The sequence below is a fragment of the Prosthecobacter sp. genome (assembly GCF_044232965.1).
In the GTDB taxonomy this organism is placed as follows: domain Bacteria; phylum Verrucomicrobiota; class Verrucomicrobiia; order Verrucomicrobiales; family Verrucomicrobiaceae; genus Prosthecobacter.
This window is the reverse complement of sequence record NZ_JBIIKX010000001.1, coordinates 19,348-44,971: the sequence shown is the minus strand read 5'-3', so window position 1 is coordinate 44,971 and position 25,624 is coordinate 19,348. Positions and strand designations below refer to the sequence as shown.

At 59.7% G+C, this 25,624-nt stretch carries 21 protein-coding genes and 1 tRNA gene; 11 read left to right on the top strand and 11 right to left on the bottom strand.

What is annotated here, in order from left to right:
• Positions 1-4: 4 nt before the first annotated feature.
• The 6 genes from ACILSI_RS00210 to ACILSI_RS00185 form a co-directional block, all read right to left on the bottom strand.
• Positions 5-331 (bottom strand): septum formation initiator family protein, encoded by a 327-nt coding sequence (locus tag ACILSI_RS00210; protein ID WP_395719810.1) that lies wholly within the window; start codon positions 329-331, stop codon positions 5-7.
• 6 nt (positions 332-337) lie between these two features.
• Entirely contained in the window at positions 338-1,624 is a 1,287-nt protein-coding gene (eno, locus tag ACILSI_RS00205) for a phosphopyruvate hydratase (protein WP_395719809.1), read from the bottom strand.
• A 171-nt stretch (positions 1,625-1,795) separates the two neighbouring features.
• Positions 1,796-3,256, bottom strand: coding sequence for a DUF1501 domain-containing protein (locus tag ACILSI_RS00200; protein WP_395719808.1), 1,461 nt, complete (start codon positions 3,254-3,256; stop codon positions 1,796-1,798).
• 14 nt (positions 3,257-3,270) lie between these two features.
• Positions 3,271-3,741 (bottom strand): hypothetical protein, encoded by a 471-nt coding sequence (locus tag ACILSI_RS00195; RefSeq protein ID WP_395719807.1) that lies wholly within the window; start codon positions 3,739-3,741, stop codon positions 3,271-3,273.
• Entirely contained in the window at positions 3,719-6,877 is a 3,159-nt protein-coding gene (locus ACILSI_RS00190) for a PSD1 and planctomycete cytochrome C domain-containing protein (protein WP_395719806.1), read from the bottom strand. The genes ACILSI_RS00195 and ACILSI_RS00190 overlap by 23 nt, the downstream gene beginning before the upstream one ends.
• A gap of 104 nt (positions 6,878-6,981) precedes the next feature.
• Positions 6,982-8,484 (bottom strand): N,N-dimethylformamidase beta subunit family domain-containing protein, encoded by a 1,503-nt coding sequence (locus ACILSI_RS00185; protein WP_395719805.1) that lies wholly within the window; start codon positions 8,482-8,484, stop codon positions 6,982-6,984.
• Positions 8,485-8,525: 41 nt separating this feature from the next.
• On the opposite strand from ACILSI_RS00185, the gene ACILSI_RS00180 reads away from it, so the two are divergent.
• Together ACILSI_RS00180 and ACILSI_RS00175 are read left to right on the top strand one after the other, a co-directional pair.
• Positions 8,526-9,419, top strand: a complete 894-nt coding sequence (locus tag ACILSI_RS00180) for a metallophosphoesterase family protein (RefSeq protein ID WP_395719804.1) — start codon at positions 8,526-8,528, stop codon at positions 9,417-9,419.
• Between the two features lie 104 nt (positions 9,420-9,523).
• Positions 9,524-10,825, top strand: coding sequence for a DUF1501 domain-containing protein (locus tag ACILSI_RS00175; RefSeq protein ID WP_395719803.1), 1,302 nt, complete (start codon positions 9,524-9,526; stop codon positions 10,823-10,825).
• Between the two features lie 88 nt (positions 10,826-10,913).
• Here ACILSI_RS00175 and ACILSI_RS00170 read toward each other — a convergent pair whose 3' ends face one another.
• Positions 10,914-11,735: a FecR domain-containing protein gene (locus tag ACILSI_RS00170; protein WP_395719802.1), complete on the bottom strand. Its 822-nt coding sequence runs from the start codon at positions 11,733-11,735 to the stop codon at positions 10,914-10,916.
• A 32-nt stretch (positions 11,736-11,767) separates the two neighbouring features.
• Positions 11,768-12,730: a hypothetical protein gene (locus tag ACILSI_RS00165; protein WP_395719801.1), complete on the bottom strand. Its 963-nt coding sequence runs from the start codon at positions 12,728-12,730 to the stop codon at positions 11,768-11,770.
• A gap of 187 nt (positions 12,731-12,917) precedes the next feature.
• Here ACILSI_RS00165 and ACILSI_RS00160 point away from each other — a divergent pair, with 187 nt between their 5' ends.
• From ACILSI_RS00160 to ACILSI_RS00130, 7 genes are all read left to right on the top strand, one after another.
• A complete protein-coding gene (locus tag ACILSI_RS00160) occupies positions 12,918-13,679 on the top strand; it encodes an ABC transporter permease (protein WP_395719800.1) in 762 nt (253 codons plus the stop codon).
• 5 nt (positions 13,680-13,684) lie between these two features.
• Positions 13,685-14,380 (top strand): hypothetical protein, encoded by a 696-nt coding sequence (locus ACILSI_RS00155; RefSeq protein WP_395719799.1) that lies wholly within the window; start codon positions 13,685-13,687, stop codon positions 14,378-14,380.
• A complete protein-coding gene (locus ACILSI_RS00150; RefSeq protein WP_395719798.1) occupies positions 14,358-15,356 on the top strand; it encodes an MlaD family protein in 999 nt (332 codons plus the stop codon). Before ACILSI_RS00155 ends, ACILSI_RS00150 begins: the two co-directional genes overlap by 23 nt.
• The gene (locus tag ACILSI_RS00145) at positions 15,346-16,209 is read left to right on the top strand and encodes a hypothetical protein (RefSeq protein WP_395719797.1); all 864 of its coding nucleotides are present in this window, start codon (positions 15,346-15,348) and stop codon (positions 16,207-16,209) included. Before ACILSI_RS00150 ends, ACILSI_RS00145 begins: the two co-directional genes overlap by 11 nt.
• 83 nt (positions 16,210-16,292) lie before the next feature.
• Positions 16,293-18,392: a CHASE2 domain-containing protein gene (locus ACILSI_RS00140; protein ID WP_395719796.1), complete on the top strand. Its 2,100-nt coding sequence runs from the start codon at positions 16,293-16,295 to the stop codon at positions 18,390-18,392.
• An 87-nt stretch (positions 18,393-18,479) separates the two neighbouring features.
• Positions 18,480-18,767: a GIY-YIG nuclease family protein gene (locus ACILSI_RS00135; protein ID WP_395719795.1), complete on the top strand. Its 288-nt coding sequence runs from the start codon at positions 18,480-18,482 to the stop codon at positions 18,765-18,767.
• Between the two features lie 80 nt (positions 18,768-18,847).
• Complete coding sequence (locus ACILSI_RS00130) at positions 18,848-19,210, top strand: hypothetical protein (RefSeq protein ID WP_395719794.1); 363 nt, start codon at positions 18,848-18,850, stop codon at positions 19,208-19,210.
• Between the two features lie 37 nt (positions 19,211-19,247).
• Here the strand turns inward: ACILSI_RS00130 and ACILSI_RS00125 are convergent.
• Positions 19,248-19,321, bottom strand: a tRNA-Gln gene (locus ACILSI_RS00125).
• Between the two features lie 63 nt (positions 19,322-19,384).
• Positions 19,385-20,737, bottom strand: coding sequence for an alanine/glycine:cation symporter family protein (locus tag ACILSI_RS00120; protein WP_395719793.1), 1,353 nt, complete (start codon positions 20,735-20,737; stop codon positions 19,385-19,387).
• Positions 20,738-20,889: 152 nt separating this feature from the next.
• On the opposite strand from ACILSI_RS00120, the gene ACILSI_RS00115 reads away from it, so the two are divergent.
• Both ACILSI_RS00115 and ACILSI_RS00110 read left to right on the top strand, forming a co-directional pair.
• Entirely contained in the window at positions 20,890-22,257 is a 1,368-nt protein-coding gene (locus ACILSI_RS00115; protein ID WP_395719792.1) for a Gfo/Idh/MocA family oxidoreductase, read from the top strand.
• A 147-nt stretch (positions 22,258-22,404) separates the two neighbouring features.
• Entirely contained in the window at positions 22,405-23,352 is a 948-nt protein-coding gene (locus tag ACILSI_RS00110; RefSeq protein WP_395719791.1) for a YHYH protein, read from the top strand.
• On the opposite strand, the gene ACILSI_RS00105 is transcribed toward ACILSI_RS00110, so the two are convergent.
• Positions 23,353-25,542 carry a molybdopterin oxidoreductase family protein gene (locus tag ACILSI_RS00105; protein WP_395719790.1) on the bottom strand — a complete coding sequence of 730 codons (2,190 nt, stop codon included), beginning with the start codon at positions 25,540-25,542 and terminating at the stop codon, positions 23,353-23,355.
• Between the last annotated feature and the right edge of the window lie 82 nt (positions 25,543-25,624).

Below are 25,624 nucleotides of genomic sequence, written 5' to 3'. Positions count from 1 at the left end.
CCCCTCACTCAAACCGCAGGATATACTCGCCTTCCTTTTGCAGGTGCAGGCGGTCACGGGCGGCCATTTCGAGGTAGGCGTTGTCGTTTTTGATCCACTCCATGCGTCGCAGGAGCTTGTCGCGGTCGCTTTTCAGCACGTCGCGCTCGGCCTGGAGCTGTTCGAGCTTGCCGCGCATGGCGGCCTGCTTGTCCATGGGATTGTCACACAGGACATAAACCACGGGAATGGTGAGCAGCAGCAGAACGAACCGCGCCACCTTGAGAACGGCGCGCATCCAGGTCTCCCAGGTGCCCTGGGGTTCGGATGCGCGCAGTTCACGGTAGTTCATCGGCGTTTAGACTTTCATGCGGCCACCGAAGATGGCGTTTTCACCGAGTTCCTGCTCGATGCGCAGGAGCTGGTTGTACTTCGCGATACGGTCGCTGCGGCTCATGGAGCCAGTCTTGATCTGGCCGCAGTTCGTGGCGACGGCGAGGTCGGCGATGGTGTAATCTTCGGTTTCACCGGAGCGATGGCTCATGACGGCGGTGTAACCATGACGGTGGGCGAGATCGACAGCGTCCAGAGTCTCGGTGAGAGAACCGATCTGGTTCACCTTCACGAGAATGGAGTTCGCCACGCCCAGGTCGATGCCCTTCTGGAGGAATTCAACGTTGGTGACGAAAAGATCGTCGCCGACGAGTTGGGTGGTGGCACCCATCTCCTTCGTGATGATGTCCCAGCCAGCCCAGTCGCCTTCGGCACAGCCGTCTTCGATGGAGATGATCGGGAACTTCTTCTTCAGCTCGGCGTAGTAGGCCACGAGTTCGGCGGCGCTGCGCTCGGACTTGTCGGACTTCTTGAAGACATACTTGTTCTTGGCCTTGTCGAAGAACTCGGAGGAGGCCACGTCGAGAGCGATGAAGATGTCCTCACCGAGTTTGTAGCCAGCCTTGTCCACGGCCTGGGCGATGACTTCGAGGGCGTGGTCGGCGCTCTTCAGCGTCGGGGCAAAGCCGCCTTCGTCACCGACGGCGGTGCTCAGACCGAGATCGTGCAGGATTTTCTTCAGCGAGTGGAAGATCTCGGCACCGTAGCGCAACGCTTCGGAGAAGGTCGGAGCACCCTTCGGCATGATCATGAACTCCTGGAAGTCGATCGGGGCATCGGAATGCGCGCCGCCATTGATGATGTTCATCATCGGCACGGGAAGCACCTTGGCGTTCGGGCCGCCGATGTATTTGTAGAACGGCACGCCAAGAGTGGCCGCAGCAGCCTTGGCAACGGCCAGGGAAACGCCGAGGATGGCGTTCGCACCGCACTTGGACTTGGTCTTCGTGCCATCGACTTCGAGCATGGCCTTGTCGATGCCGACCTGGTCTGCGGCGTCAGCGCCGATGAGGGCGTCAGCGAGTTCATTGTTCACGGCATCGACGGCCTTGAGCACGCCCTTGCCGAGGAAGCGCTTCTTGTCGCCATCGCGCAGTTCAAGGGCTTCGTGTTCGCCGGTGCTGGCACCGCTGGGGACTGCCGCACGGCCCATGGCACCGCCTTCGATGTACACATCCACTTCAACTGTGGGGTTGCCGCGTGAGTCGATGATTTCGCGTCCGATGATGCGTGCGATGTTGAGTTCGTCCATGAGAATAGATTATTTAAGTTTTGCTAATTAATTGGGATTTTTCAAGAGGGGTTTCCAGAAATTTCCGGGGGCGGGCTTCATACACGGATGCGGCTGGCGCTCAAACGGTAGTTTTGGCACCGAAGCAAGAGACGAACCAAGTTGCCTTGGCAAAATGGGCAGGCACCCCGGTTACCCGATGATTTCCTTGATCGGATGCTGCGGCAGCACGCCGGTGAGGCGCGCGTCGAGGCCTTGGAATTTGTAGCTGAGGCGCTCGTGGTCGATGCCGCACTGGTTGAGGATCGTGGCGTTGATGTCGTTCAGGTGCGCGGGGTCGGTGGCGATGTTGTAGCTGAAGTCATCGCTCTCGCCGTAGCTGGTGCCGCCTTTGATGCCGCCGCCGGCCATCCACATGCAGAAATTTCGCGGATGATGATCGCGACCGTAGTTCGTCTCTGAGAGACCGCCCTGCGAATAGACCGTGCGGCCAAACTCACCGCCCCAGATGACGAGCGTGCTGTCGAGCAGGCCGCGCTGTTTCAGATCGGTCAAAAGAGCGCCGATGGGCTGGTCGGTGTCGCGGCATTGGAGGCGGATGTCGCTCGGCAAATTGCCGTGCTGGTCCCAGCCGCGATGCAGCACCTGCACCACGCGCGTGCCGCGCTCGACGAGACGACGCGCGAGGAGGGCGCTGGCGGCAAAAGTGCCCGGCTTTTGCACCTCGGGGCCATACATGTCGAGCGTGGCCTGGCTCTCGGATTTCAGATCGACGAGCTCCGGCACGCTCGTCTGCATGCGGAAGGCCATCTCATACTGCGAGATGCGCGCCTGGATCTCCGGATCGCCGAACTTCTCAAAGCTGTGCGCATTCATCTGCGCCAGCGTGTCGAGCATCGCGCGACGATTGGCCGGCGAGACGCCATCTGGATTCTGAATGTAGAGCACCGGATCGCCCACGGCACGCAGTGCCACGCCGCTGAACTGGCTCGGCAAAAAGCCGCTGCTCCACATGCGGGTGAAAAGCGCCTGCGCCATCGCCTTTGCGCTCCACGTCGGCGTCAGCACCACAAAGGCCGGCAGATCATTGCTCTCGCTGCCGAGACCGTAGGCCAGCCACGAGCCGAGGCTCGCAAAGCCCGGCACCTCGCGTCCGGTCATCACAAACGTGCACGCGGGGTCGTGGTTGATCGCGTTCGTGTGCACCGTCTTGATCAAAGCGATGTCATCAACGTGCTTCGCCGTGTGCGGCAGCAACTCGCTCACCCAGCGCCCGCACTGCCCATGCTGCGCGAACTTGAAAAGGCTCGGTGCCACCGGAAAACGCGCCTGCTTGCTCGTCATGCCCGTCAGTCGCTGACCGCCCTGCACGCTCGGCGGCAAATCCTTGTCATACCACTGCTGCAGGCCCGGCTTGTAATCCCAAGTATCGAGCTGCGACGGCCCGCCATTCATGTGCAGATAAATGACCGCCTTCGCCTTCGCCGCAAAGTGCGGCAGCCCCGGCAACGGCTCATGCACCTGCGTTTTGGAAGCCGCAAAAGCCTCCCGGCCCATCGCATACGTCAAACCGAGACCTCCAAGGCGCAGTCCGCTGTGCCCGAAGAACTGACGGCGGGTTTGGAGGAGATTGGATTCGAAAAGAGGGTTCATGGGGGAAAAGTGTTTCAAGTTTCAGGTTTCGAGTTCCAAGTTTGCCCGTCCGCTGGTCTAAACAGCTCAAACATGGACTTCCATTTGTCAGGATAAACATGGGTTCCAAGATGATGGCTGAATGGGTATATCTTTTCTTTGAATTTCAGGTCTCCCGACAGCTCCTTCCAAGTGATGCCGATGTCATGATACTCGATAATTCGTTGGTTCGAGACAGATGAACCCGGAGGTACAATTCCAATCAAGTATTTCTTCCCCTTATCAACGGACGTCAGGTCATAACAATCACCAGCCTTAACCAAATCATAACCAGCGCCATAGAGTCGAAGAGGCTTAGCCGTCTCCAGCCGCATTTGGGCTATATTTCTAAAGCAAGCATGGTCGGTGACATCACGGCGATATGAACAACTGACCATCAAAGCCAAGCTGAGCGCTAGAAAGAGGGGCTTAGAATTCATGCGCTCAGTTGCGGGTGACAGTTTCATCGAGGTTGAGCACCAAATTCGCGATCAAGGTCCACGCAGCAGTCTCAGCAGGTGCGGCGATCTTCTTTGGAGTCGATTCGCCGACTGAAATGGCCTTCTCGGCGGCTTTGGGGTCTTTTTGGTAGAGTTCGCGTTGTTTCGTCAAAGCGGCGGTGAGCATCGAAAACTCCTTCGAGTCCGGTTTACGGCTCAAAACGGTGCGGAAGAGCCAGTGGAGGCGTTTTTCGTCGTCTTGGCCACCTTCGGCGATCACGCGTTCAGCGAGGGCTCTCGCGGCTTCGAAGTGCTGGACGTCGTTCATGAGCTGGAGGGCTTGCATCGGCGTGTTGCTGCGTTCGCGGCGGGTGCAGCTTTGCTCGCGGTTCGGCGCGTCGAAGTTGCTCATGAAGGGCGGTGGGGCGGTGCGCTTGAGGAAGCTGTAAAGGCTGCGGCGGTAGAGCGCAGGACCGTGGTCTGGCAGGTAGTAGCGCGTGTTGCTGTCGCCGTAGCCGACGGGTTCCCAGATGTTCGGCGGCTGGTAGGTGCGCACGCCGCGACCTCCCATTTCGAGATTGATGAGGCCGCTGACGAAAAGCGCGTTGTCGCGGATCTGCTCGGCATCGAGCCGCACACGCGGCCCGCGGGCGAGCAGACGATTTTCCGGGTCATTCCTGATTTTAGATTCCTGATTCCTGAATCCCTCTGAATAGGAAGCCGAATCAGGATTCAGGAATCTTGAATCAGGAATCCCTGAGGCCTGTTTGAAGGCTTTCGTCATCAAAAACTGCTTGAGGAGCTGTTTCACATTCCAGCCGCTCTTTTGAAACGTGACTGCGAGATGATCGAGCAACTCCGGATGGCTCGGAGGCTCGCCCTGGGAGCCGAAATCGTGGCTCGTCTTCACCAAACCGATGCCTAAAACTTGCTGCCAGAAGCGATTCACCGTCACGCGGGCCGTCATCGGGTTTTCAGCGGCCACGAGCCACTGCGCGAGATCGAGTCGCGTGGCGCGAGCACCGGATTTTTTCAGCGGATGAAAGGCAGCGGGCGTGGTGGGCTCGACCTTGTCGCCGAGTTTGTTGTAGGCACCACGCATGGCGATGAAGGTGTCCCGCGGCTTTTCTTCATCACGGAAGATGAAGGTGCCCGGAATGGCCAGATCGGCCGCAGAACGGGCCGCGAGCGCGTTTTGCCAGGCCGCGCGATGCTTCGCGAGGTCGTCATTCACCGGCTGTGCGATGCGGGCGAGGTAGAAGCGCAGCAAGGCCTCGCGCTGCTTCGCGTCCGTGACCTTCTCCGGCGCGGTGGCGAGCGTTTTGGCGAGCGCGGCAGGCAGCTCGGGCGGATTTTTCTTCGCGCCGCTCATGAGCTTCCACCAAGTGGCAAAGGAAGTCAGCGCATGCTTGTCGGGACGTGACTGGCCGCTGACCTCGCAGCGATCAAACACCGCGGTGCCGCCAAATTGCTGCATGCTGACGACATTGATGCGCGTGCCCGGTTTGAAGCCGAGCACGGCGACTGGATCAAAGCTAAGCTGCGTCCACTCGCCGCGTTTGGGCAGCGGCCCGACGACCACATCGCCTTCCTGCGCATACGCGGTGCCATCGAAGACGCTGCCATCGCCCCAGACGACGCGTTTGTTGTTCAGCTCGACGCTCACCGTGCGCGGCGTGTTCAGCGGATCGAGCCGCACCCAGACGCTGAAGCGTGGCGAGTCGCCGAGCACGACGGGCGTGAGCGTGGGCGTGATGTTTTCCTCGCTGAACTGGCCGTTGCTGAGCTGCAGCACGCGTTGGCCGGCTTTTGCGCCGAACGCGGGCTCATTCAGCCAGGCGCTGGCATTGCGGGTGGTGTTTCGCGTTTCCGCGCCGTAGGCGAAAACATCGTCAAAGATGACCTGCGTGATGCTTTGAGCCTCTGCAGCCGCTTTTTCCGCGAAGACGGCTTTTTGCGCCGCGGCATCGAGAGCCTTCACTGTGGTGCTTTCGGCCGCAGTGGCTGCATCGAGCGCTTTTTGCTGATCCGGCGTCGGCAGGCGCAGGTAGGGCTCCGTGGTGTTGATGTTTTTGTCCATCGGCGGATCGGCGCTGCTGTAGAAGAAGGCGTAGAGCGAGTAAAACTCCGCCGTGGTCAGCGGATCGTATTTGTGATCGTGACACTGCGCACAGCCGCCCGTCAGGCCCAGCCAGGCCGTGGTGAGCGTGGCCGCGCGGTCCACGGCGTAGAGATGGCGGTATTCCTCATCGATCGCACCGCCTTCACTGGTGGTCACATTGCAGCGCGAGAAGCCAGTGGCGATGAGTTGATCGCGCGTGGCATTCGGGAGTTGGTCGCCCGCGATCTGCCACACGGTGAATTGATCGAAAGGCAGGTTCTCATTGAAGGCCCGTACCACCCAGTCGCGGTAGGCCCACATGTTGCGCTCGTTGTCGAGATGCAGGCCGTGCGTGTCCGCGTAGCGCGCCACATCCAGCCAATGCCGCGCCATCTCCTCGCCAAAGCGCGGCGACTTCATGTAGCGGTCCACCATCGCCTCGTAGTTACCGTTTTTTAAATAGGCATCCACCTCCGCCAGCGTCGGTGGCAGACCGGTGAGCGTGAACGACACGCGGCGGATGAGCGTCTCTTTGTCCGCTTCGTCCGCGAAGGCGAGCTTGTCCTTGGTGAGACGATCTAGCAGGAAGGCGTCGATGGTAGAAGTCGTTTCAAGTTCCAAAGTTTCATGTTTCAAGATGCCTGACTTGGAACCTGAAACTTGAAACTTGGAACTCGAAACGGGCTTCTCAAACGCCCAGTGCTTCTGATACGGCGCGCCTTGCTCGATCCAGAGCTTGAGCGTGTCCTTCTGCTTCTGCGTGAGCTTCTTGTGCGACTTCGGCGGCGGCATGAGGTCATCCTCGTCCGTCGTGATGATGCGCTGCCAGACCTCGCTCTTCGCCAGATCGCCCGGCTTGATCGGAAACGCGCCGTCCTTCGCCGTGTAAGCACCTTCCGGCGTGTCGAGCCGCAGCTCGGCCTCGCGCTTCTTCGAATCGAAGCCGTGGCACGCGAAGCAGTTCTCCGAGAGGATCGGGCGGATGTCGCGGTTGAAGCTGAGCGGCTCCTCCGCAGCGGCGGTCAGCGCCAGCGGGAGCAAAATTGGGGCGAAACGGGTCATAAGGAAAGTCGGTTTGAAAGGCTTACGCGGAAGCGTCACCAAACCTTCTATCCACCACTTGCCGTTTCCAGACAAACTCTTGGCTTATTTTGTCGCTACAGAATTCACCCAATCGCCCGCTTGAGCGCATTCTTTGTGATCCGCTGCACTCTCTCATCCGGGCCATGCGGCCGTGAGAAGTGGCTCCAGGGAATCATATGGCCGGGAGGATCGCTGAGACCCTGGCTCCAGAAGATGGTGGTGGCGTTGAAGACGATGTTCTTCTTGGGGCCTTCAAAAACCGTGGCGGCGTATTTGCCGAGGCGCACGCCACTCGCCCAGACATTGCCTTCGGCGATGACTTCGAGACCGGGGCGTGCGGTATCGGGATCGCCGTGGAATTCCCAGCCGACGAGGCCTGGGATGCTGTCGCCCTTTTTCATGCCAGTGCCTTCAAAGAGCCAGTGATCCGGCTTCGCGCAGGTCCAGTCGCCGCCGCCGTTGAAGGGGACGATGGTGCGCGCGCCGATGATATCGCGCTCATCGGGGCCGGGATTCTCGAAGGGACCGAGTATCTTGGAATACGCTGCCTTTTCATCCTCGCGGAACTCGCCATAGCAGGTCTCGCGGGTGAGACGGCGGTTGGGCTCGCCTTTGGCATTCGGAGTGAAGGGCGTGACCATGTAAACGTCGTTGGCCGAGAGCCACAGTACGCTAAGGCCGTCGTTGATAGCCTGCTTGACGTTATGAAACTGTCGCACGTCCCAATACTCGTCGTGGCCGATGCTGATCATCGTTTTGACGCGGGCGAGGTTGGCGGGATCGAGATTGTCCACGTTCGAGCAGTAGGTGACGTCGTAGCCTTCCTTTTCGAGCCAGTAGCACAGCGGGTATTCCCACAACAGGAACTCGCCGCTGCCCATGCTCTGCGGGTTGTCGAAGATCTGCACGTATTTGCCGTAAGGCCGGTCAAAGCTGCAACTGACGCCCGGTGCATGCGCGGCACGCGGATCGGTGTAGAGCGATTCATTCACCGGCCAGCGGTTGTAGGCCTGCCAGGTGTTGTCGCTGCATTGGAAGAGAATATCGGCGGGGCGGTCGTCTTTGACGATGAAGATGACGTAGCTCTGCCAGTAGGGCTTGTCGGCGGCCTCGGGCAAGGTGGAGAGCCGTCCGAGATACACCCCACTGGGCCAATCGGTGGGAATGGTGAGCGAAGTGGAGGCTTCCCACTGACATTCTCGCAGTCGATTCTCGCCCATCTCAGGCATGGGCTGCACTTTGCCTTCAAAAGGACCGAGCGTGGTCATCAGGCGCGAGCCAGCGCCGTCGTAGTAGCCCATGCGAAAGATGTCGATGGTGAACTTGGAGACAGGCTTCGTGCTGACAAAAATGTCGAGCTTCTCACCCGCTTTGATTGACTGGCGTGAGCAGTAGCCCTCAATGAGCGAGGTTCTGTAAGACTTCGCGCTATCGGGCATTATGCGCGTAAGCTGGAAGCTGGCACCGGCCTTGGCGTTCTCCGTTTTGATGAGATCGGGCTGACGGGAAGCTGCGCTGGCGGTGGTTCGCACGCTGGAAGCAATCGCGGCGGCAGTGCTAGTTTTGAGGAAGTCTCGGCGGTCCATGATGAAGCAATACGGGACAGAAGCAGCGCGTATAGCAAGCGATGCCGATTCATCTCACCTCACGCCGTCAGTTCATCGCCCAACTCGGAGCCGCAGTGGCATTTTCGAGCGTGGAAACGTTCGCAGCCGAGTTGGATGAGAACTTGATCGCTATTCTAAACGACACCCACATCGGAGCGCAGCATCCGGCGAGCGCTTCGATCCCGACGAATCTGCGCAACACCATCGCGTGGCTGCTGGCACTGCCGAAACGGCCTGCTGCGGTGATCATCAATGGTGATCTGGCCTTGAGAGACGGGAAACGTGGCGACTACGAGTACTTCGCCACATTGATCGCCCCACTGCGCGACGCGGGCGTCTCGCTGCATCTCACCATGGGCAATCACGACGACCGCGCGATCTTCTACGAGGTGCTGAGAAATGAAAAACCCGAATCGCCCGCTGTGGAGTCAAAACACGTTGGTGTGGTGAAACTGGCGGGCGCGAACTTGTTCCTGCTCGATTCACTGAAAGCCACCATGATCACGCAGGGACTCATTGGCGATGCGCAGATGGATTGGCTGACGAAATTGCTCGATCAGCATGCGGACAAGCCCGCGCTTCTCTTCGCCCATCACAATCCACGTCTCGGGGGCGATCCGATACACTTCCCCGGCGGCCTCGAAGACTCTGAACCACTCTGGAAGGCCATCACCGAGAGAAAACACGTCAAAGCCTACATCCACGGCCATATCCATCATCGCGACTTCTTCATGCACGAGGGCATCCACATCCTGAACACACCTGCGACATCGTATGTGGCGGATAAGAAGACCTCGACCACCGGCTGGACGATGCTGCGCCTCACTCCAAACAGCGCGGAGGCCACAACGCACACGCATCAGGCGGACCACGCTTGGAATGGCGTGAAGGTGGACTTGAAGTGGCGGAGTTGAGCAAGATCGAGCACTTGCGCCCGTAGTTTGGCCCCGTTGTGAGTTCATTCATTCCACAGATTCGCGTTTCTCGACGCAGTGTTCTCCATGCCGGAGGCATGGGCATGCTGGGCTTTGGATTGAATCATCTGGCGGCGCATGGAGCACCGGCGGCCAAACCCGGCATCGGCCTTGGAAAGGCGAAGTCGGTCATTTTGATCTTCAACGGCGGAGCACCGAGCCACATCGACCTGTGGGATCCGAAGCCGGACGCGCCTTCGGAGATCCGGGGCGAGTTCAAGACCATCAAAACGAATGTGCCGGGCATTCACATCACGGAGTTGCTGCCGCAGATGGCGAAGCGCATGGACAAGCTGGCGCTGATCCGCTCCGTGCATCACGGTCACAGCAGCCACAATGGCGGCATGCACTGGGCCACGGTGGGCAGGCCCTATCGCTTGGACAGCACGCTCATCACGCCGAGCCCCACAGACATTCCCGGCGTCGGCACGCTCTGTGGCTGGCTCGCTCAACGGGATGGCTTCAGCCAAGGTGTGCCGCCGTATGTCATCACGCCGTTTCCGCATTGCGACAGCAAGGTGTATCTCACGCCGGGGCAGTTCGGTGGCTGCCTGGGCACGCGCTACGATCCTTTCGTGCTCGATGACGACCCGAACGCGGCGAGTTTCCGTGTGCGCAACATGGCGCTCGACTCCAGCCTCACGCCGACCCGTTTCCAAGAGCGGCTCGCCTTGCTGAATCATATGAGCGCGGCCTCCTTGCCCATCGCTTCATCACAGGTGGCGCAGATGGACATTTTCAATGAGCAGGCCGCCTCCATGCTGCAAACCGGCAAGGCGGCGGAGGCTTTTGATTTATCCAAAGAGCCCGACAAAGTGCGCGAACGCTACGGCAGGCACAGTTGGGGCCAGTCGCACCTGCTGGCGCGGCGCTTGATCGAATCCGGCACGCGTTTTGTTACCACCGTGAACGGCCCGTCCATCACCTGGGACACTCACAAGGACAACTTCAACGGCCTCAAGAACCGCCTCGTGCCACCAATGGAGCAGGCTTATGCCGCGCTCCTCGACGATCTGGAGGAACGCGGCCTGCTGGAAAGCACGCTCGTCGTGTGGATGGGCGAATTTGGCCGCACGCCGAAGATCAACAATGACGCCGGCCGCGACCACTGGCCCGGCTGCTACAGCGTCTTGCTCGCCGGCGGCGGCGTGCGTGGCGGCCAGGTCATCGGCAGCAGTGACGCGACGGGTGCGTATCCGAAAGACCGTCCTGTCTCGCCAGCGGACATCCACGCAAGCATCTATGCGGCGCTGGGTCATGACTACCGTGAAATCTCGTATCGCTCGTCGGACGGGCGGCCTGTCCCGCTAACAGATGGTTCGACGATCAGCGAGTTATTTGGCTAACCCGTCGTTTGACCAAAGCCCCCGCCAGGAGTGGGTCAAGCCACGGATGGGATGCGCCCACGCAGACAGAGATAACGTGCTCCGTTCCTCACGGCGGCTCGGGATGATGCGGCAGCGGGGTGATCGTCACCGGTGCCGGTGGCTGCGGGGTGATCACATTCGAATTCGTGTTGTTATTGAGGCCGATGGTGATGCCTGGATTTGAAAGCACCAAGTTACGATCAACCAAATCTCCGGTGGTGATCAGTCGTTGCTGAACTTGAACAGCCTGCATGATCTGCTGCTGGTTCGGCTGGCTCGGATCGTCGGCACTGATGAGCTTTGAGGTTTGGAGAAGCTTGCCCAAGTCGATGTCCACCGGAGAAGGAATGGAGGCTGCACCGTCGCTCATGGAGACCATCTGCCCGGCGCGCAGCACTTGAAACTCGCCGCGATCACGGTTCAAAGAGAGCACGCACTCGCCTTCGATGACGATGAGTTTGACCACCCCGCCAGGATGGTACTCGATCAACACCGACGTCCCCGTCACGGCAGCGGTCACCCCCGCCGTCCGCACTTTGGCCCCGCCCTGATTTTTGGGCACCTGCAGCATCATTACCCCGTGATCGAGATCCAGCGTGCGTGATTCGCCGCGCAACGTGAGCCGTGAATTGGCCCCCAGCCGGGTGAGTGTTTGGTCAGGAAAACGAAGCTCCGCGCGGGCGTCCGAACCAGTCGCCACGGAGGTGACAGGCTTGATCTGCAACCCCTCGGTGGCCGTTCGCGGGACCGCATTGGCCTTCAACACCTTCACCTCCTTGTGGACCCGGGTGATTTCAGCGCTGCTGTAGCTGGCTGAACGGGCGACCATCTGCGAGGCGAAGAGCAGGCTGGCGATCAGTGGCAATATTCTAATGGAATTCGTTTTCATGGCCGGGAAATGCTTGTCGTTCAAAGGTGTGGTTAGAACCTGATCTTCGCGGCGAGACTGAGCCCGCCCAGTTGTGTTTGATAATCAAAGAACGCGTTGCTGCTGCTGTTCACGGCGAAGTAGTAGCCCAGGCTCACCTCAAAGTTGCGGCAAGGAACGAAATTGAGTGACGCGCCCAAGTTTTGATACCAATCCTCGCGTCCCTGAAAGTTGAAGTAATCGAAGTATGACAGCCGGTAACTCAGGGAGAGGTTCGTCCTGGGAGAAAACTTCAGGTTGTAGCCCAACTGCAGCGCATGCTCATGACGCTGCAGGAGATCCGGCGAGGTGCCCGCGGCAAATGAACTGAGAAGGCCGACATTCACACTGTTCACCCGGTCGATCAAAAACGTCTTCTGCAAGCCAAGGCGGATCACATGCGCCTCATAGAGGGAGTTGTTGTCGATGCCATCCGTGATCCGCTGATAGCCATAGTGAAGACTTAGAATGGCGTCTCTAAGCTCAGGCAGCGCCGCCAGCATTCCCAGCCGGACCTCGCCAATGTCGTAATTGAGCCGGTTGTCCGCATCATACTGATACCAATGCTGACCGAGGTAGGCATCACCATAAAAACGCCCGGCGAGCCGCTGCTGCCAGCTTAGATTCACACCACCCACATAGAAATAGTCCTCCGCTTTTGTGGCACCCACGTTCGCCGCATTGTCCGTCCAGAAGAGACTGCTGTCGATCCATGCGGTAAAGGGCTCGGCCTTCTCCGAACGCTTCAGAAGCACCTGATCACCAAGGTCGGAATCCCCAGGAGATTTAGGAACCAAAGTGCCCTCTCCGCGTGAATCGGAGAGCGCGCTCAAAAAAAGCGACTGGCCAATGCCGGCTTGTGAAGCAGCGTCTGCAGCCCGTGCGGGATCAACCCGTGTCTGCGCCTGCACGGCTGGTGCAGCGAAAGACAACACCACGAACATCCACAATAGTGAAGAACGACTAATCGAACGCATAAGAGAAGATGGTTATAATTTGAAGTGTCTGTCTTGCGCCGGACGGAGGCGGCACGCTCAACACACTCTTGATACTGCGCCGCTCAAACGCTTTTGCGCATGACACGGCAATCTGCCAAAATGCGAACAACGAACCGCATGATCCACACATCGTGACAACCCCTTTGAGTGTATAGATCAACCGGAGATGCGCCCAACCCAGACCCATGTCTTAAGTTCGATCCTCTCGTTCTTCCAACTCACGGCAGGCATCGTCGTCCATGCGGTCACGCATCTCGACGCGTTGAAGCGCAGGAGCGTGATGAGCATCACCCACAAGCAGATATATTTCACCGGAATTCAGGCGCTTCTTCCGGTGTCATTCGCGGCCATGCTGGTCGGCTTCACCATGGAGACTCAGATGCGCGGTCTTTTGGGCAGCGGAATCGAGATCAACGTGAAGATGCTCAAGCTGGTGGTGCTGCGAGAGTTCGCGCCGCTTTTCACCGCGTTCATCGTTCTTGGCAGGAGCGGCGCGGCGATCGCCAGCGAACTGGCGGCCATGAAGGTTCAGGGCGAGATTCGCAGCCTTTACCTCATGGGGATCGATCCCGGTGAGTACCTGATCGTGCCACGGGTTGTCGCCTGTAGCGTCGCCGTGCCGGTGCTGACCTTCTATTTCCAGGTCATCGTGGCGGGATTCGGCCCGGCGCTGGCCTCGATGCTGGTGGAGATTGAGCTCGGCCCCTATTATCAGGCCATCTTCAATTCCATCACATTGACAGAACTCATTATGTCCACGTCAAAGAACGTCTGCTTTGGTCTCATCATCGCTGCCACGGCCTGTTCCAGCGGCATCTATGTCCCCACTTCCCGCATCTGGATACCCCAGGCAGCCGAACTCGCTGTGATGCGCGGTTTCATCCTGCTGCTGACAGGGGACGCCTGTTTCGCCCTTCTCATGATCTGAACCGGATGAATGCCCTCGTCACACAAATGCAAAATGTGCGGAGCGAACAGTTTCAATGCGCAAAGCTGCGGCTTCATGGCGGCGAAGTGGGTGTTGTTTGCGTGAAAAGCCTGGAGCAGGGAATGGCATTCGTTGACGCGATGATGGGGCTGAAGGCTCCCATGGAAGGGCGCGTTGAACTCCTCGGGACGCCCTTGTACGAACTGCCTGAAAGCGCGCGGCTGTCGCTTCTCGCCAGGACTTGTCATGTCGGAGGCGGACTTGTCAGCAATCTGAAGGTGTGGGAAAACCTCGCGCTTCCGGCCCTTTTCCACGATCTCATCTCCGCTGAAGAAGTGGAGCGGCGTCTCGTCACGGCAATAGAACAAATTCAAAACAAAGACGAATGGCTTCAAAACCGTCTGAAGGCGTTGCCTGACACGCTTAGCACTTACTCCCGTCGCATGGTGGGTCTGCTGCGCTGCGCCATTCAGCGCCCTCAATTGATCGTGGCCGAATTCCTTTTGGATGATCTGGAGGAGGGGCCGGTCGATAAGCTAGTCAAGATGCTTGTCTGGCTGAAATCCCAGGCTCCTGACATGGCCCTCTTGATGGTTCACCTGGGGCCAATTGACGCAGGCCATTTGGCATTGCAGAACCTGGAAGCAACCTGGATTATCGAACTGGAGGAACATCACCATGCAGTTTCTGAAAAACACTGACCCTCGATTTCATCTGGTCGAGACGCGTGCCCGCTTTTTCATCTTCATCGCGGTCGTCGGCCTTGTGGGCCTGGCGGCGTTTGTGATCTGGAAACAGGAAATATTCCGTTCCTCGCGCCGAATTGACCTCATGGCGACCAGCAGCCAGGGAATCCAGAGGGGCATGGCGGCAAGACTCAGCGGCTTCCGCATCGGCAAGGTTGGGGAGGTGGAGTTAGAAGGTGAGAATCGTGTGCGTGTGAATCTCGAGGTGTTCAGCGAGTATGCGCACTTCCTGAGAGGCAATTCTGTGGCCACCATCGCAAGCGAGAGCCTTATTGGAGATCGTTTTATCGACATTACCGCAGGCAGTGCAAACGCGCCGGAGTTGAAGGATGGCGACACGCTTCCGCTCTCCCCGGAAAAATCCATCGGCACGCTGGTCGAAAGCCTCAAGGACGAGATCCGGCCCGCCGTTGTGGAAACTCGCGAGATCATCTCCTTTCTCAACGACCCAAAGGGTGACTTCAAGCTCACCCTGGCCAGTCTGCGCATTGTCTCTGAGTCACTGAAGAGTGATGTGCCCAAAATCATGCAAGACACGCAGAAGGCCGCGCAGCAGGGAACCGAGCTCTTCACCCAGCTCAACAAGCGCGACGCCGACCTGTGGCAGTCCCTTGAAAATCTCGACCAGTTCACCCGCACCCTGGCCGGGGACTTTCCTCCTCTGCTTGCCAGGCTCAACGAGGGCATCTCAACAATCCAACTCGCGGCTGAGAGCGCGAACCAAATGCTGCTCAACGCGAACGCCGCCGTCACCAAAATCGACGTGGCCGTCAAGGAGGCGGCCCCTGAGATTCCCCGGCTCCTACGCAAGGGCACGGACACGCTGCGCAACGCGGACGAGGTGATCACTTCAATCAAAGGCTTGTGGCCGGTAAGCCAGGGCGTGCCCAAGAAGAAAGAAAACCTCCTCCGCCTGCCGAATGAGCGCTGACTTCCATGTCTATCTGCGCATTTCCTGCCTCATGCTCACGCTGCCAGGCGTCACAGCATGCTACTCGCCCGGCAAGCCGCTGCCGCCCGCGCTCGGTGAGGCGATGGCCTGGACTGAGCAAGCCGAGACTGAGTTCCGCGCCGGACGCTACTCCGCCGCGCAGCAAGGCTACAAAGCAGCGCTCGACCTCCACATCGCCGCGAACAACACGCCCGGCATCATCCGCAATCTCGTCAACCTCGCCGTGGTGCAGCACACCGCCGGGCAGAATGCGGCAGCACGACAGACCCTCGCCGCGCTCGACCGTCATCTCTCGCTGCGTGGAAAAGAACGCCTCGATTCCGAAACTCACCAGCTTCTCGCCGAAGCCTCCTGGTTGAAGACCCACATCTTGATTGATGAGGGGCGCTTGAACGAGGCGCGGCAGGAGCTTGATCGCATGAGTCCGCGCGAGGGAAGTTCACGCCTGCTCAACCTGCGTGCGCGGCTGCTGCTGGCGCAAAAGCAGTTTGCCGCCGCCGAATCTTCCGCACGCGGTGCCTGGTCGGCCGCGAAGCGCGAAGGCGACATCATGGAGCAGGGCGACGCCGCCCGATATCAGGCGCGAGCGCTTGAGCAACTCAGCAGGCACGCGGAAGCCGCCCGGTGGTATGAGACAGCCGTACCGCTCGATCAAAACGCCTCGCGCACTCATCTCGTGGCTGATGACTGGCTTGGCGCTGCCCGCGCGGCACAGGTGGCAGGAAATCGCGACCAGAAACATCATTTCGCCCGGCTCGCCCTTGATGCCGCCAAACGCGCTGGCGACGCAGCGAGACAGCAGCAGGCTCAAAATCTCCTGCGGCAGCCCTGACATTCCTTTTCTCGATGGCCACCGCCTCCAGTTCCCGAGAAGCCTTGAAACAGGCGCGTGCCGAGGCTTTTGAGGCGCAACTTGTGCCCCTCCTCATACTCGTGGCGGCATGTCTGCTTGCCCTGCTTTACGCATGGCCCGTCACCAGCAGCCTACTGACGCATCGCGAACGTCTCACACTCGATGGATTCCATCAGACGGGCAAAAAAACGCCCGCACGGCCGGATGTGATGGTGCTTGGTATCGACGATGCCAGTCTCACACTGGAAGCCGCGTGGCCGGAGGACATCGCCGCCTCCCCTGCCCTCCAAGCGATGCAAAAACAGTGGCCGTGGCCGCGCCGGACATGGGCACATGTGTTGGACCGTCTTTTTGACGCTGGCGCGCGGCAGGTCTTTCTCGACATCACCTTCAAAAGTCCTTCCGAGGATCCCGAAAACGACCGTCTGCTGCGCGAGGCGCTCGAACGGCATCGCGGCAAGGTCGTGCTTGGCACCAAGTTCGAGGACTCGATCATCGGCCATGCCACGGTGACTCAGCTCGTGAATCCTACTCCAGCCATCACAGGCACCGCTCCCGACACCGCCAACATCGGCATCCTCACGCTCTGGCCGGATGCCGACGAACGCATCCGCTCGGTTCAATGGAACATCACCTCCTCCGAGGCTGAGGCCTTGCAAAGCCGCCGCGAGGTGGTGGTCAATCCAGACGACGTCTCGCATCCTGCGGCGGCCTTGGTGTTGGGGCGCAATCTGCAACCGGACATCATGCACCGCCTGCCTCGCAGCACACGCATCCGTTTTTGTGATGCCTCCGCCTATGCCCCGATTTCGTTGTTCCAACTTTTCGTGCCGGAGATGTGGCAGGCAAATCTCGCGGGCGGAAAGGTCTTTCGGGACAAGACCATCCTCATCGGCGCTGTCGCCAGTGATCTGCAGGACCTCCAGGACACGCCGCTGGGCCATCTGCCCGGCGTGCAAGTGCATGCGCATGCGTTGACTGCGCTGCTCGCCAAATCCTTCATCCGCACCGCGCCGGAATGGGTGCGCTGGATGTCCATCATGACTGCCGCGCTTGCCGCATGGCTGGTTTTGCGCTGGGTGCGCGTGCCGGCGTATTGCGTTGGGACGCTCGTGCTCGCCAGTGTGGCGGCGCAATGGCTGTCCTCGCTGCTATTTGATGCATGCAACATCGAATGGCCCGCGCAGCCCTTCGTGTTCGGCATCGGACTTTGCGGTGGCAGCGGCCTCACCGGGGTGTGGGTGCTGCAACTGCGTGAAAAGCGCAAACTGCGGCACTTCCTTGCCCGTTACACCTCCCCGGAGCTCGTCCGCGAGATGATGGCCGACCACGAGGGCCTCTACACGACCCTCGGTGGTGTCGAGCGGCGAGTGACCATGTTCTTCTCCGATATTCGCGGCTTCACCAGCCTCTCGGAAAAGATGACGCCCACGGAGATCGTCAGACAGCTCAACGAATACCTCAGCGGCATGGTGGCCTGCGTCTTCCAGCATCGCGGCCTAGTGGACAAATTCATCGGCGACGCCGTCATGGCCCTCTGGGGCAGCACCCGCGCCCAGCCGAGCGAGGAGGGCTTCAAGCAGGACGCCATCGCCGCGGTCAGTGCCGCGCTCGACATGCGAAAAGCCATCGTGGCTCTTAACGCCGGATGGAAGCAGCGAGGCATGGCCGAGCTGCGTTTTGGCATGGGCATTCACCAGGGCAATGTCGTTGTCGGCAACATCGGCTCCGCTGATCCCTATGAAAAGATGGACCTCACCGTCATCGGCGACTCCGTGAACCTCGCCTCCCGTCTCGAAGGCGTGACCAAGCAATACGAGATCGACCTCATCATCAGCGAGACCGTCCATCCACATGTGAAGGATCTTTTTCTCTGCCGCAGCGTTGATTTGATCGCTGTGAAGGGAAAAGCGAAGCCGGTCGAGATTCATACCATCCTCGGCCCCGTCGGCACTCCAGCGCCAGCCGGACTAGCGCCCTTTGAGGTCGGCATGGTCCACTACCGGGCCGGACGTTTTCAAGAAGCCGCCGCCGCGTTCCAGCAGGGCAGTGATCTCGGCCTGAACGACAAGCTGACCCAGGTGTTCCTCTTGCGCTGTGCGCAACTCATCGAGAATCCACCCGCAGATTGGAAGGGCGTGCTCGTCATGACCACCAAATGACTCGCCTTGCCATGATCTGGCGCTAGCGGAATACCTGACGATTAGGCAAGCCGTTTTAATTTCGCCTGTCACAGGCTATGATGCGCCGTGCCGAAAAAGAAAAAGCCCGCCGCCAAGGCCAAACCCGTCCCAAAAAGGTGGCGTCTCTATGTGCTGCTGTGCAAGGACGGCACGCTCTATTGTGGCATCACCAATGATCTTCCCCGTCGCATCGCCCAGCACAATGCGGGCAAGGGCGCGCGCTACACGCGGGGGCGGGGCCCGGTCAAAGTGCTGCGCACTTGGCCGCAGAGAAACAAATCGGCGGCGCTCAAGGCGGAGTTCGCCTTCAAACGCTTAAGCAGACGCGCAAAGGACGCGTTTCTTGCGGCCTGACGCGGCAAGCTTGAAAAATGAATTGTCACATTTGATGATGCTTTCTGAGACAGGGCGCGATCCATGTGTTAAAGGGAGCGATGGTCACCACAAAAGCAGTCGCAAAAAAAGCTCCTTTCTCCCGCCGGGTCGTTGATCACGTCACCGACGAACTCGTCAACGCTCTCTCAAACGGAGAAACCTATGAGTTCAAACCCCTGTTTGCGAAGGTTTTTGAAGCCTTGAAGCTCAAGAATGCCGTCAGCGGTGGCGAGGAGATGCTGCGACTCCGCTCGTATGAAAAGATCATCAAGCTCACGAGCTGCGGCCTGGTCGAGAAGATCGGCAAAACGTACCGTGCGCTCGAAGGCATCGAAACCGCCTCCAGCGCCCATCGTCTGGCCCGTCTGGACGCCGTGGTGCTCGCCGCTCAGAACAAAGCTCTCTGCGCAGTTGCCTCCTGAGGTGGTTTTTGGTTTGAACCACTCTCAACATGGGGAGTGGTTGCCTCACAAGGATTCGAACCTTGAATAACAGATTCAGAATCTGCTGTGTTACCATTACACCATGAGGCAGTGGGTGGCGGGCGCGAAGAATAGAGGTGCCTGCCGTGGTTGCAAGTGTGAGGGTGGACTTTTTCAGCTCTTCCCGGTCAAATCATCCCGGTGAGCCTTTGTTTCGGCCGCAATGACGCCGCTCAGGCAGATCAGGGCGATCAAATTCGGGATGGCCATCAGTCCGTTGGCGGCGTCTGAGAAGTCCATGACCGCCGCAGCAGGCTGCACGGAGCCAACGAGCACCATGATGACCCAAAGGATACGATAGGGCTTCACCGCCCTGGTTCCCATGAGGTATTCGGCGGCTTTTTCGCCGTAGTAACACCAGCCAAGGATGGATGAGAAGACGAAGGTCATCAGGCCAAAGAGCAGGAAGATCGGACCGATGGTGTGCAGTTCTTCAAACGCGGCATTGGTCAGCGCCCCCTTCGCCATTCCTTCCTTCCAGTGACCGCTGCTGACGATCACCAACCCGGTGATCGCGCACACCACCACCGTGTCCCAGAAAGTGGCGGTGGAGGACACCATCGCCTGCCGCACCGGATTCCGCGTCTGCGCCGCAGCCGCCACGATGGGGGCGCTGCCCAGACCCGATTCGTTGGAGAACAACCCGCGCGCGATGCCTGACTGCACCGCCTGTTTGATCGTGGCACCGAGGAAACCACCCACCGCCGCCTGACCAGCAAAGGCACCGTTCCAAATGTCGCTGAATGCCTGGGGCAGCAGGCTGGCGTTTTTGATCAAAATCAGGATGCAGCCGATGAGGTAGCCCACCGCCATGACAGGAACGAGCACCTCGCAGACTTTGGCGATGCTCTTCACACCGCCGAGGATCACCGCGCCCGTGATCGCGGCCATCACCAGACCGGCCACCCAGCGCAGGACGCTTTCAGCCTCCACACCAGGCTTCACCCACTCCTTGAGTGTTTCGACGACGGCATTGGCTTGGAACATATTTCCAATTCCAAACGCGGCAATGCAGGTGAAGGCCGCAAAGACAATGCCCAGCCACTTCTGGCCCATGCCACGCTCCAGCGCATACATGGGACCACCGGCATAGCTGCCATCCGGCATCTGCACGCGATACTTCACCGCCAGCACGGCCTCCGAATACTTGGTGGCGATGCCAAACACGCCGGTCAGCCACATCCAAAACACCGCGCCGGGGCCGCCCGTGGCCACCGCACCAGCCACGCCGATGATATTGCCGGCACCAATCGTCGCCGCGAGCGCGGTCATGAGCGCCCCGAACTGCGACACATCCCCTTCCCCCTCTTTTTCGCGTGAGAAGGACAGTTTGATCGCCTGCGGCAGGAAACGCTGGATGAAACCCGTGCGGATGGTCAGAAACACATGCGTGCCAAACAGCAGCACGATGAGAGGCAGTCCCCAGACAAGACCGGAGAGTTCAGAGGCGAATTTGGCGAAGTCCATACAACTTTCTAGCGGTTGGGGCGGTGCTTAGCCAAGCAAAAAGAATGCCCTGGCCGCATTTCTCCTGCCTCCAGGTGTTTTTTTCTCACGATGACATTCTCATTGCGTTGATTCCGCCCTCGCCGCTATCCTCGCGGCCCATTAATCCAACCATGAAGCCCTCGCTCTTCCCCAACCGTCGTACGTTCCTCCGTAACACCGCTGCCACCGCTGGCGGCATTTTCTTTCCCAACCTCATCCTCGGCCAGGAAGGTGGCGTCAAAAAACTCAACGTCGCCGGCATCGGCGGCGCGGGCGGCAAGGGCGCTTCTGACATCGGCATCGCGGCCAAGGGCGCGAACGTCGTCGCCATCTGCGATGTGGACCGCGACCGCCTGAAGAAGGCGCAGACGCTGTATCCTGACGCGAAGATGTTCGAGAGCTTCCGCGAGATGTTTGAAACCATGGGCGACAAGATCGACCTCTGCACCGTTTCCACCCCAGACCATGCCCATTACCCTGCCGCGATGGAAGCCATCAAGCGCGGCAAGCACGTCTGCGTGCAGAAGCCCCTCGTGAACCGCATCTGGGAGGCCAACGAACTCCACAAGGCCGCTGGCAAAATGGGCGTGAAGACGAACATGGGCAACCAGGGCCACACCGGCAAAGGCATCCGCTTCCTCAAGCAGTGGGTCAGCGAGGGCATCGTCGGCAACGTCAAAGAAATCCACGTCTGGACCAACCGCCCCATCTGGCCGCAGGGCAACGAGGCCAAGGCCAAATACACCCCCGGTGAACTGCCAGCGAGCCTCAACTGGGAGTCCTGGCTGGCGCAATGCCCGTCCATCCCCTTCACCAACGGCCTGCATCCCTTTGCCTGGCGCGGCCATGCCGAGTACGGCGCCGGTGCCATGGGCGACATGGGCTGCCACTTGCTCGACGGTCCCTTCTGGGCCTGCGGTCTCGGCGAACCCTACAAAATGGAAGCCGAGGTCGAAGAACTCACTGACGTGAGCTGGCCGAAGTCCTCCCACGTCGTCTGCTACTTCAAGACCGAGAAATACGGCGAGATCAAACTCCACTGGTATGAAGGCAGCCGCAAACCCGAGCGTCCGGCCGAACTCGAAGCCGACCGCGACTGGGACAAGATCAAAGGCGGCTTCCTCCTGCGTGGTGATGCCGGTGTGATCCTCAACACCGACGACTACTGCGGCAGCCCGCGCCTCATCCCGAGCACGAAGATGACCGACTTCCTCGGCGGCAAGTCGCCTGAGCTGAAAATCGAGCAATCCATTGCCGAAGGCGAGCCTCAGCTTGAACTCGTCCGCGCCATTGAGCAGAACAAGATCTGCGGCAGCAACTTCGACTACTCCGTGCCGCTCACCAAGCTTTGCCTCCTCGGCAATCTGGCCATCTCCAACCCTGGCAAGGTCATCAACTGGGACAGCAGCAAGCAGGAATCCGACAACGCCGACGCCAACAAGCTCATGAAACGCGCCGCCGTCCGCGATGGCTGGGATTACAGCTCCGAGAAGGTCTAAATCGACGTGAAACAGGCTGCCAGCCTGTCCTTCAACGCCCGGCAGTTCGCACTGCCGGGCGTTTTTTTATGCGATCACCGCATAGGCCATCATTCGTTTCTTTTTATTCTGTAACAAATGGCCCTCCCAGGGTTTGTTCATGTCGTCATGCTCCGCCACTCCCCTGCCTACTCCCCTGCCCTGATGCTTCGCCTCGGGTTCCTCACCGTGGTTTCGGTCTCGCTCGCCGCCTCATCGAAACTGCCGCCCAGCGAGGTCAAAATCACCGAGGACGGCCAGTACCGCCGCATTCAAGCCAATGGCATTCCCGATCATGAGCCAGGCCAGTTCCCCAACCGCAACAACCCCAACTCCATCTCTGCGCAGCGCTACGACTACAAGGTGCCGCTGAACCCCAAGCTCGCGCCCCAGCCCGTTCCCTACCGCATGCAGCCCTTTGGCATCGCGGTGAACGGCGTCGTATTCGATCCCTTCGCCGCCGAGTGGTGGAAAGGCGATCCCAACAGCGGCTGGCAGTACGAACCGCACGGCGGCGCGATCAATCTCGGCCTGGACAGCAGCAACGCGCATGTGCAGCCCACCGGGGCTTATCACTATCACGGCATCCCGACCGGTTTGATCGACGCGCTCAGCGGTGGCAAGCCGCAGGTCACACTCGTCGGCTGGGCGGCCGATGGTTTCCCCATCTATGGCCCCTGGGGTTACAGCGACCCGAATGATGCCAGCAGCCCGCTGAAAAAACTCGCCTCCGGCCATGTCATCAAATCCGGCAAGCGCCCGTCAGACTCACCCGGCGGCAAATACGACGGCTCCTTTGTGCAGGATTACGAATGGGCGGCAGGCACCGGCGACCTCGATGCCAGCAACGGACGCTTCGGCATCACGCCTGAGTTTCCGCAGGGCACCTATCATTATGTGCTCACCGAGCAGTATCCCTTCATCCCGCGTCAGTTTGCCGGCACGCCGGATGCCAGCTTTGAGCGCCGTGGCCCTCCCGGCGGCGGCTTTGGACCTCCTCCCGGTGGTCGTGGCCGACGCGGCGGCCCCGGCATGCGACCGCCGCCTCCCGGTTTTCCACCACCACCGCCGTTTTGATCAAGCAACCTCTACCCGCACCGCCGAGTGCTTGTAGCTCGGCTGGCGGCTGTGTGGATCGAAGGACGCGTGCGTGAGCTGATTCACACGCGCATCGTGCATGGGCAGATAAACCTCGCCAGACTTCACGCAGGACGTGAGACGAGCCTTGACCGTCAGCTCAGCTCGTTTCGAGATCACCCGGACCTCGGCACCCTCACGAATGCCGAGTCTCTTCGCGTCATCGACATTCACATCGAGCATCAGCTCTTCCGGCATCATTTTCGCCAGCACCGCCGACTTTCCGGTCCGCGTCTCCGTGTGCCATTGTGCGCTCGTGCCGCGGCCTGTCATCAGGATGAGTGGAAATTTTTCGCTGCGCTGCTCTGGCGGCGCTTCAGGCGCATCAAACACAAATTTCGCCCGCTTGTCCGGCGTGAAGAATTTCCCATCCTCAAACAACCGCCGTTCATTCGTCATTCGCCATTCGTCATTCGTCATTCTTTTCGCCGGCCACTGAATCCCGCCCAGCTTCCGCACCTGCGCATGTCCTTCGATGCCCGTGATGTCACACGGCTGGTCCTCGGTGCAGCGCTGAAGCACACGGAAGACCGCCTCAGGCGTCTGCCAGCCGCGAAACATCTCCTCGCAGCCCCAGTAGTGGGCGATGAGGCGGAAAATGTGGAAATCCGCCAGCGCCTGGCCTGGAGCGCGGCGCACCTTCGGACTGTAGCCGATGCGGCGCTCACTGTTGATGAAGCAGCCTTCCTTCTCCCCCCAACCAGCGGCAGGCAGCACAAGATGAGCACGTTTGGCGGTCTCGGTGGTGCAGTACATGTCTTGCACGACGAGGAAGTCGAGCTTGTCGAGAACGCGGTTCATCTCGTTCTGATCAATCCACGAATGGCTCGGGTTCGTGGCGACGAACCAAATGGCTTTCACCGTACCCTCCTCCGCCGCCTTGATGATCTGATCATACGCGAGACTTGGCCGGTCAGGAATGCGTGCGACGGGAATGCCCGTGGCGGCGGCAATCTTCTCTCGATGCCTCGGATTCTTGAAGTCGTGACCGCCGAGCAAGTTCGTCGTGTTCGAGAACAGCCGCGAACCCATCGCATTGCACTGACCGGTGATGGAATTGGCTCCCGTGCCAGGTTTGCCGATGTTCCCAGTCATCAGCGCGAGATTGATGATGGCCTGGGCCGTGCGCGTGGCCTGATGACCTTGATTGACGCCCATCGTCCACCAGAAGGAAACGCGGGGCGTGCCCGTGATGATGGTTTTTGCGAAGTGAGTGAGGCGTTCGGTGCTGATGCCTGTTTCTGCGGCGACTCGATCCGGCGTGAAGTCAGTGACAAAATTTGCGAACTCATCGAAGCCGCTCGTGTGTTCGCTGATGAATGTTTTGTCGAGTCCAACCTCGCGAATGATCAAATGCGCGAGTCCGTAAAGAAGCGTGAGATCACTCTTGGGCTTGATGGCGTAGTGCTGCGTGGCGACCATCGCCGTTTCCGTCGTGCGTGGATCGACGACGATGATCTCGGGGTTCCTTGGGTTCCGCAAAACCCGCTGCCACATGATCGGATGGGCGATGCATGGGTTGGCACCGATGAAGACGAGCACATCACTTTCCTCGAAGTCCGCATAGGTGAAGGGCGGCGCGTCAAAGCCGAAGCTCTCCTTGTAAGCGGTGACAGCGGTGGCCATGCACTGGCGTGTGTTGCCGTCGCCATGAATCATGCCCATGCCGAATTTCGCCAGCGCACCGAGAAAGGCCATCTCCTCAAACATGATCTGGCCGGTGCTGAGATACGCGGCGGCCTCCGGACCATGCTTGTCGAGGATCTCGCGCATCTTACCACAGAAGTATTTGAGCGCGGTGTCCCAATCGACCTCTTTGCCATGCAGGATCGGCATCTTCGCCCGGTCTGGCGCATCGAGCACGCTGAGTGCTTCCCATCCCTTCGGACAGGCGGTGCCTAGATTCACGGGATAATCGGGATCAGGCGTGAGATTGATCGCCTCGCCGTTTTGGAGATGGATTTTCAAACCACAACCGGTGGAGCAAAAGCCGCACACGGCTTTCGTTGTCGCATCCGGCACCAATCGCGATGGAACCTGCCCGAGTCCAAACTTCGCCGGCTCACGAACGAGATCGGAGGTGAGAGGTCCGTTCCACTCGCGGAAGGTCATGGCGGGTGCGGTGATCATGTGTGGAGTGGCGACGAGTCGTCGCCTTTGAGATTATTTTTAGGCGACGAATCGTTGCCACTCCATAAGCGCGTGTTCATGA

Bases quoted from the DNA above. Each gene is read 5' to 3' on its own strand.
- ACILSI_RS00195 (WP_395719807.1), bottom strand. From the start codon at position 3,741: ATGAAACTGTCACCCGCAACTGAGCGCATGAATTCTAAGCCCCTCTTT.
- ACILSI_RS00120 (WP_395719793.1), bottom strand. From the start codon at position 20,737: ATGGACTTCGCCAAATTCGCCTCTGAACTCTCCGGTCTTGTCTGGGGA.
- ACILSI_RS00190 (WP_395719806.1), bottom strand. From the start codon at position 6,877: ATGACCCGTTTCGCCCCAATTTTGCTCCCGCTGGCGCTGACCGCCGCT.
- ACILSI_RS00105 (WP_395719790.1), bottom strand. From the start codon at position 25,542: ATGATCACCGCACCCGCCATGACCTTCCGCGAGTGGAACGGACCTCTC.
- ACILSI_RS00160 (WP_395719800.1), top strand. From the start codon at position 12,918: ATGCGCCCAACCCAGACCCATGTCTTAAGTTCGATCCTCTCGTTCTTC.
- ACILSI_RS00180 (WP_395719804.1), top strand. From the start codon at position 8,526: ATGCCGATTCATCTCACCTCACGCCGTCAGTTCATCGCCCAACTCGGA.
- ACILSI_RS00155 (WP_395719799.1), top strand. From the start codon at position 13,685: ATGAATGCCCTCGTCACACAAATGCAAAATGTGCGGAGCGAACAGTTT.
- ACILSI_RS00150 (WP_395719798.1), top strand. From the start codon at position 14,358: ATGCAGTTTCTGAAAAACACTGACCCTCGATTTCATCTGGTCGAGACG.
- ACILSI_RS00145 (WP_395719797.1), top strand. From the start codon at position 15,346: ATGAGCGCTGACTTCCATGTCTATCTGCGCATTTCCTGCCTCATGCTC.
- ACILSI_RS00185 (WP_395719805.1), bottom strand. From the start codon at position 8,484: ATGGACCGCCGAGACTTCCTCAAAACTAGCACTGCCGCCGCGATTGCT.
- ACILSI_RS00210 (WP_395719810.1), bottom strand. From the start codon at position 331: ATGAACTACCGTGAACTGCGCGCATCCGAACCCCAGGGCACCTGGGAG.
- ACILSI_RS00165 (WP_395719801.1), bottom strand. From the start codon at position 12,730: ATGCGTTCGATTAGTCGTTCTTCACTATTGTGGATGTTCGTGGTGTTG.
- ACILSI_RS00175 (WP_395719803.1), top strand. From the start codon at position 9,524: ATGCTGGGCTTTGGATTGAATCATCTGGCGGCGCATGGAGCACCGGCG.
- ACILSI_RS00200 (WP_395719808.1), bottom strand. From the start codon at position 3,256: ATGAACCCTCTTTTCGAATCCAATCTCCTCCAAACCCGCCGTCAGTTC.
- eno (WP_395719809.1), bottom strand. From the start codon at position 1,624: ATGGACGAACTCAACATCGCACGCATCATCGGACGCGAAATCATCGAC.
- ACILSI_RS00170 (WP_395719802.1), bottom strand. From the start codon at position 11,735: ATGAAAACGAATTCCATTAGAATATTGCCACTGATCGCCAGCCTGCTC.
- ACILSI_RS00115 (WP_395719792.1), top strand. From the start codon at position 20,890: ATGAAGCCCTCGCTCTTCCCCAACCGTCGTACGTTCCTCCGTAACACC.
- ACILSI_RS00110 (WP_395719791.1), top strand. From the start codon at position 22,405: ATGCTCCGCCACTCCCCTGCCTACTCCCCTGCCCTGATGCTTCGCCTC.
- ACILSI_RS00130 (WP_395719794.1), top strand. From the start codon at position 18,848: ATGGTCACCACAAAAGCAGTCGCAAAAAAAGCTCCTTTCTCCCGCCGG.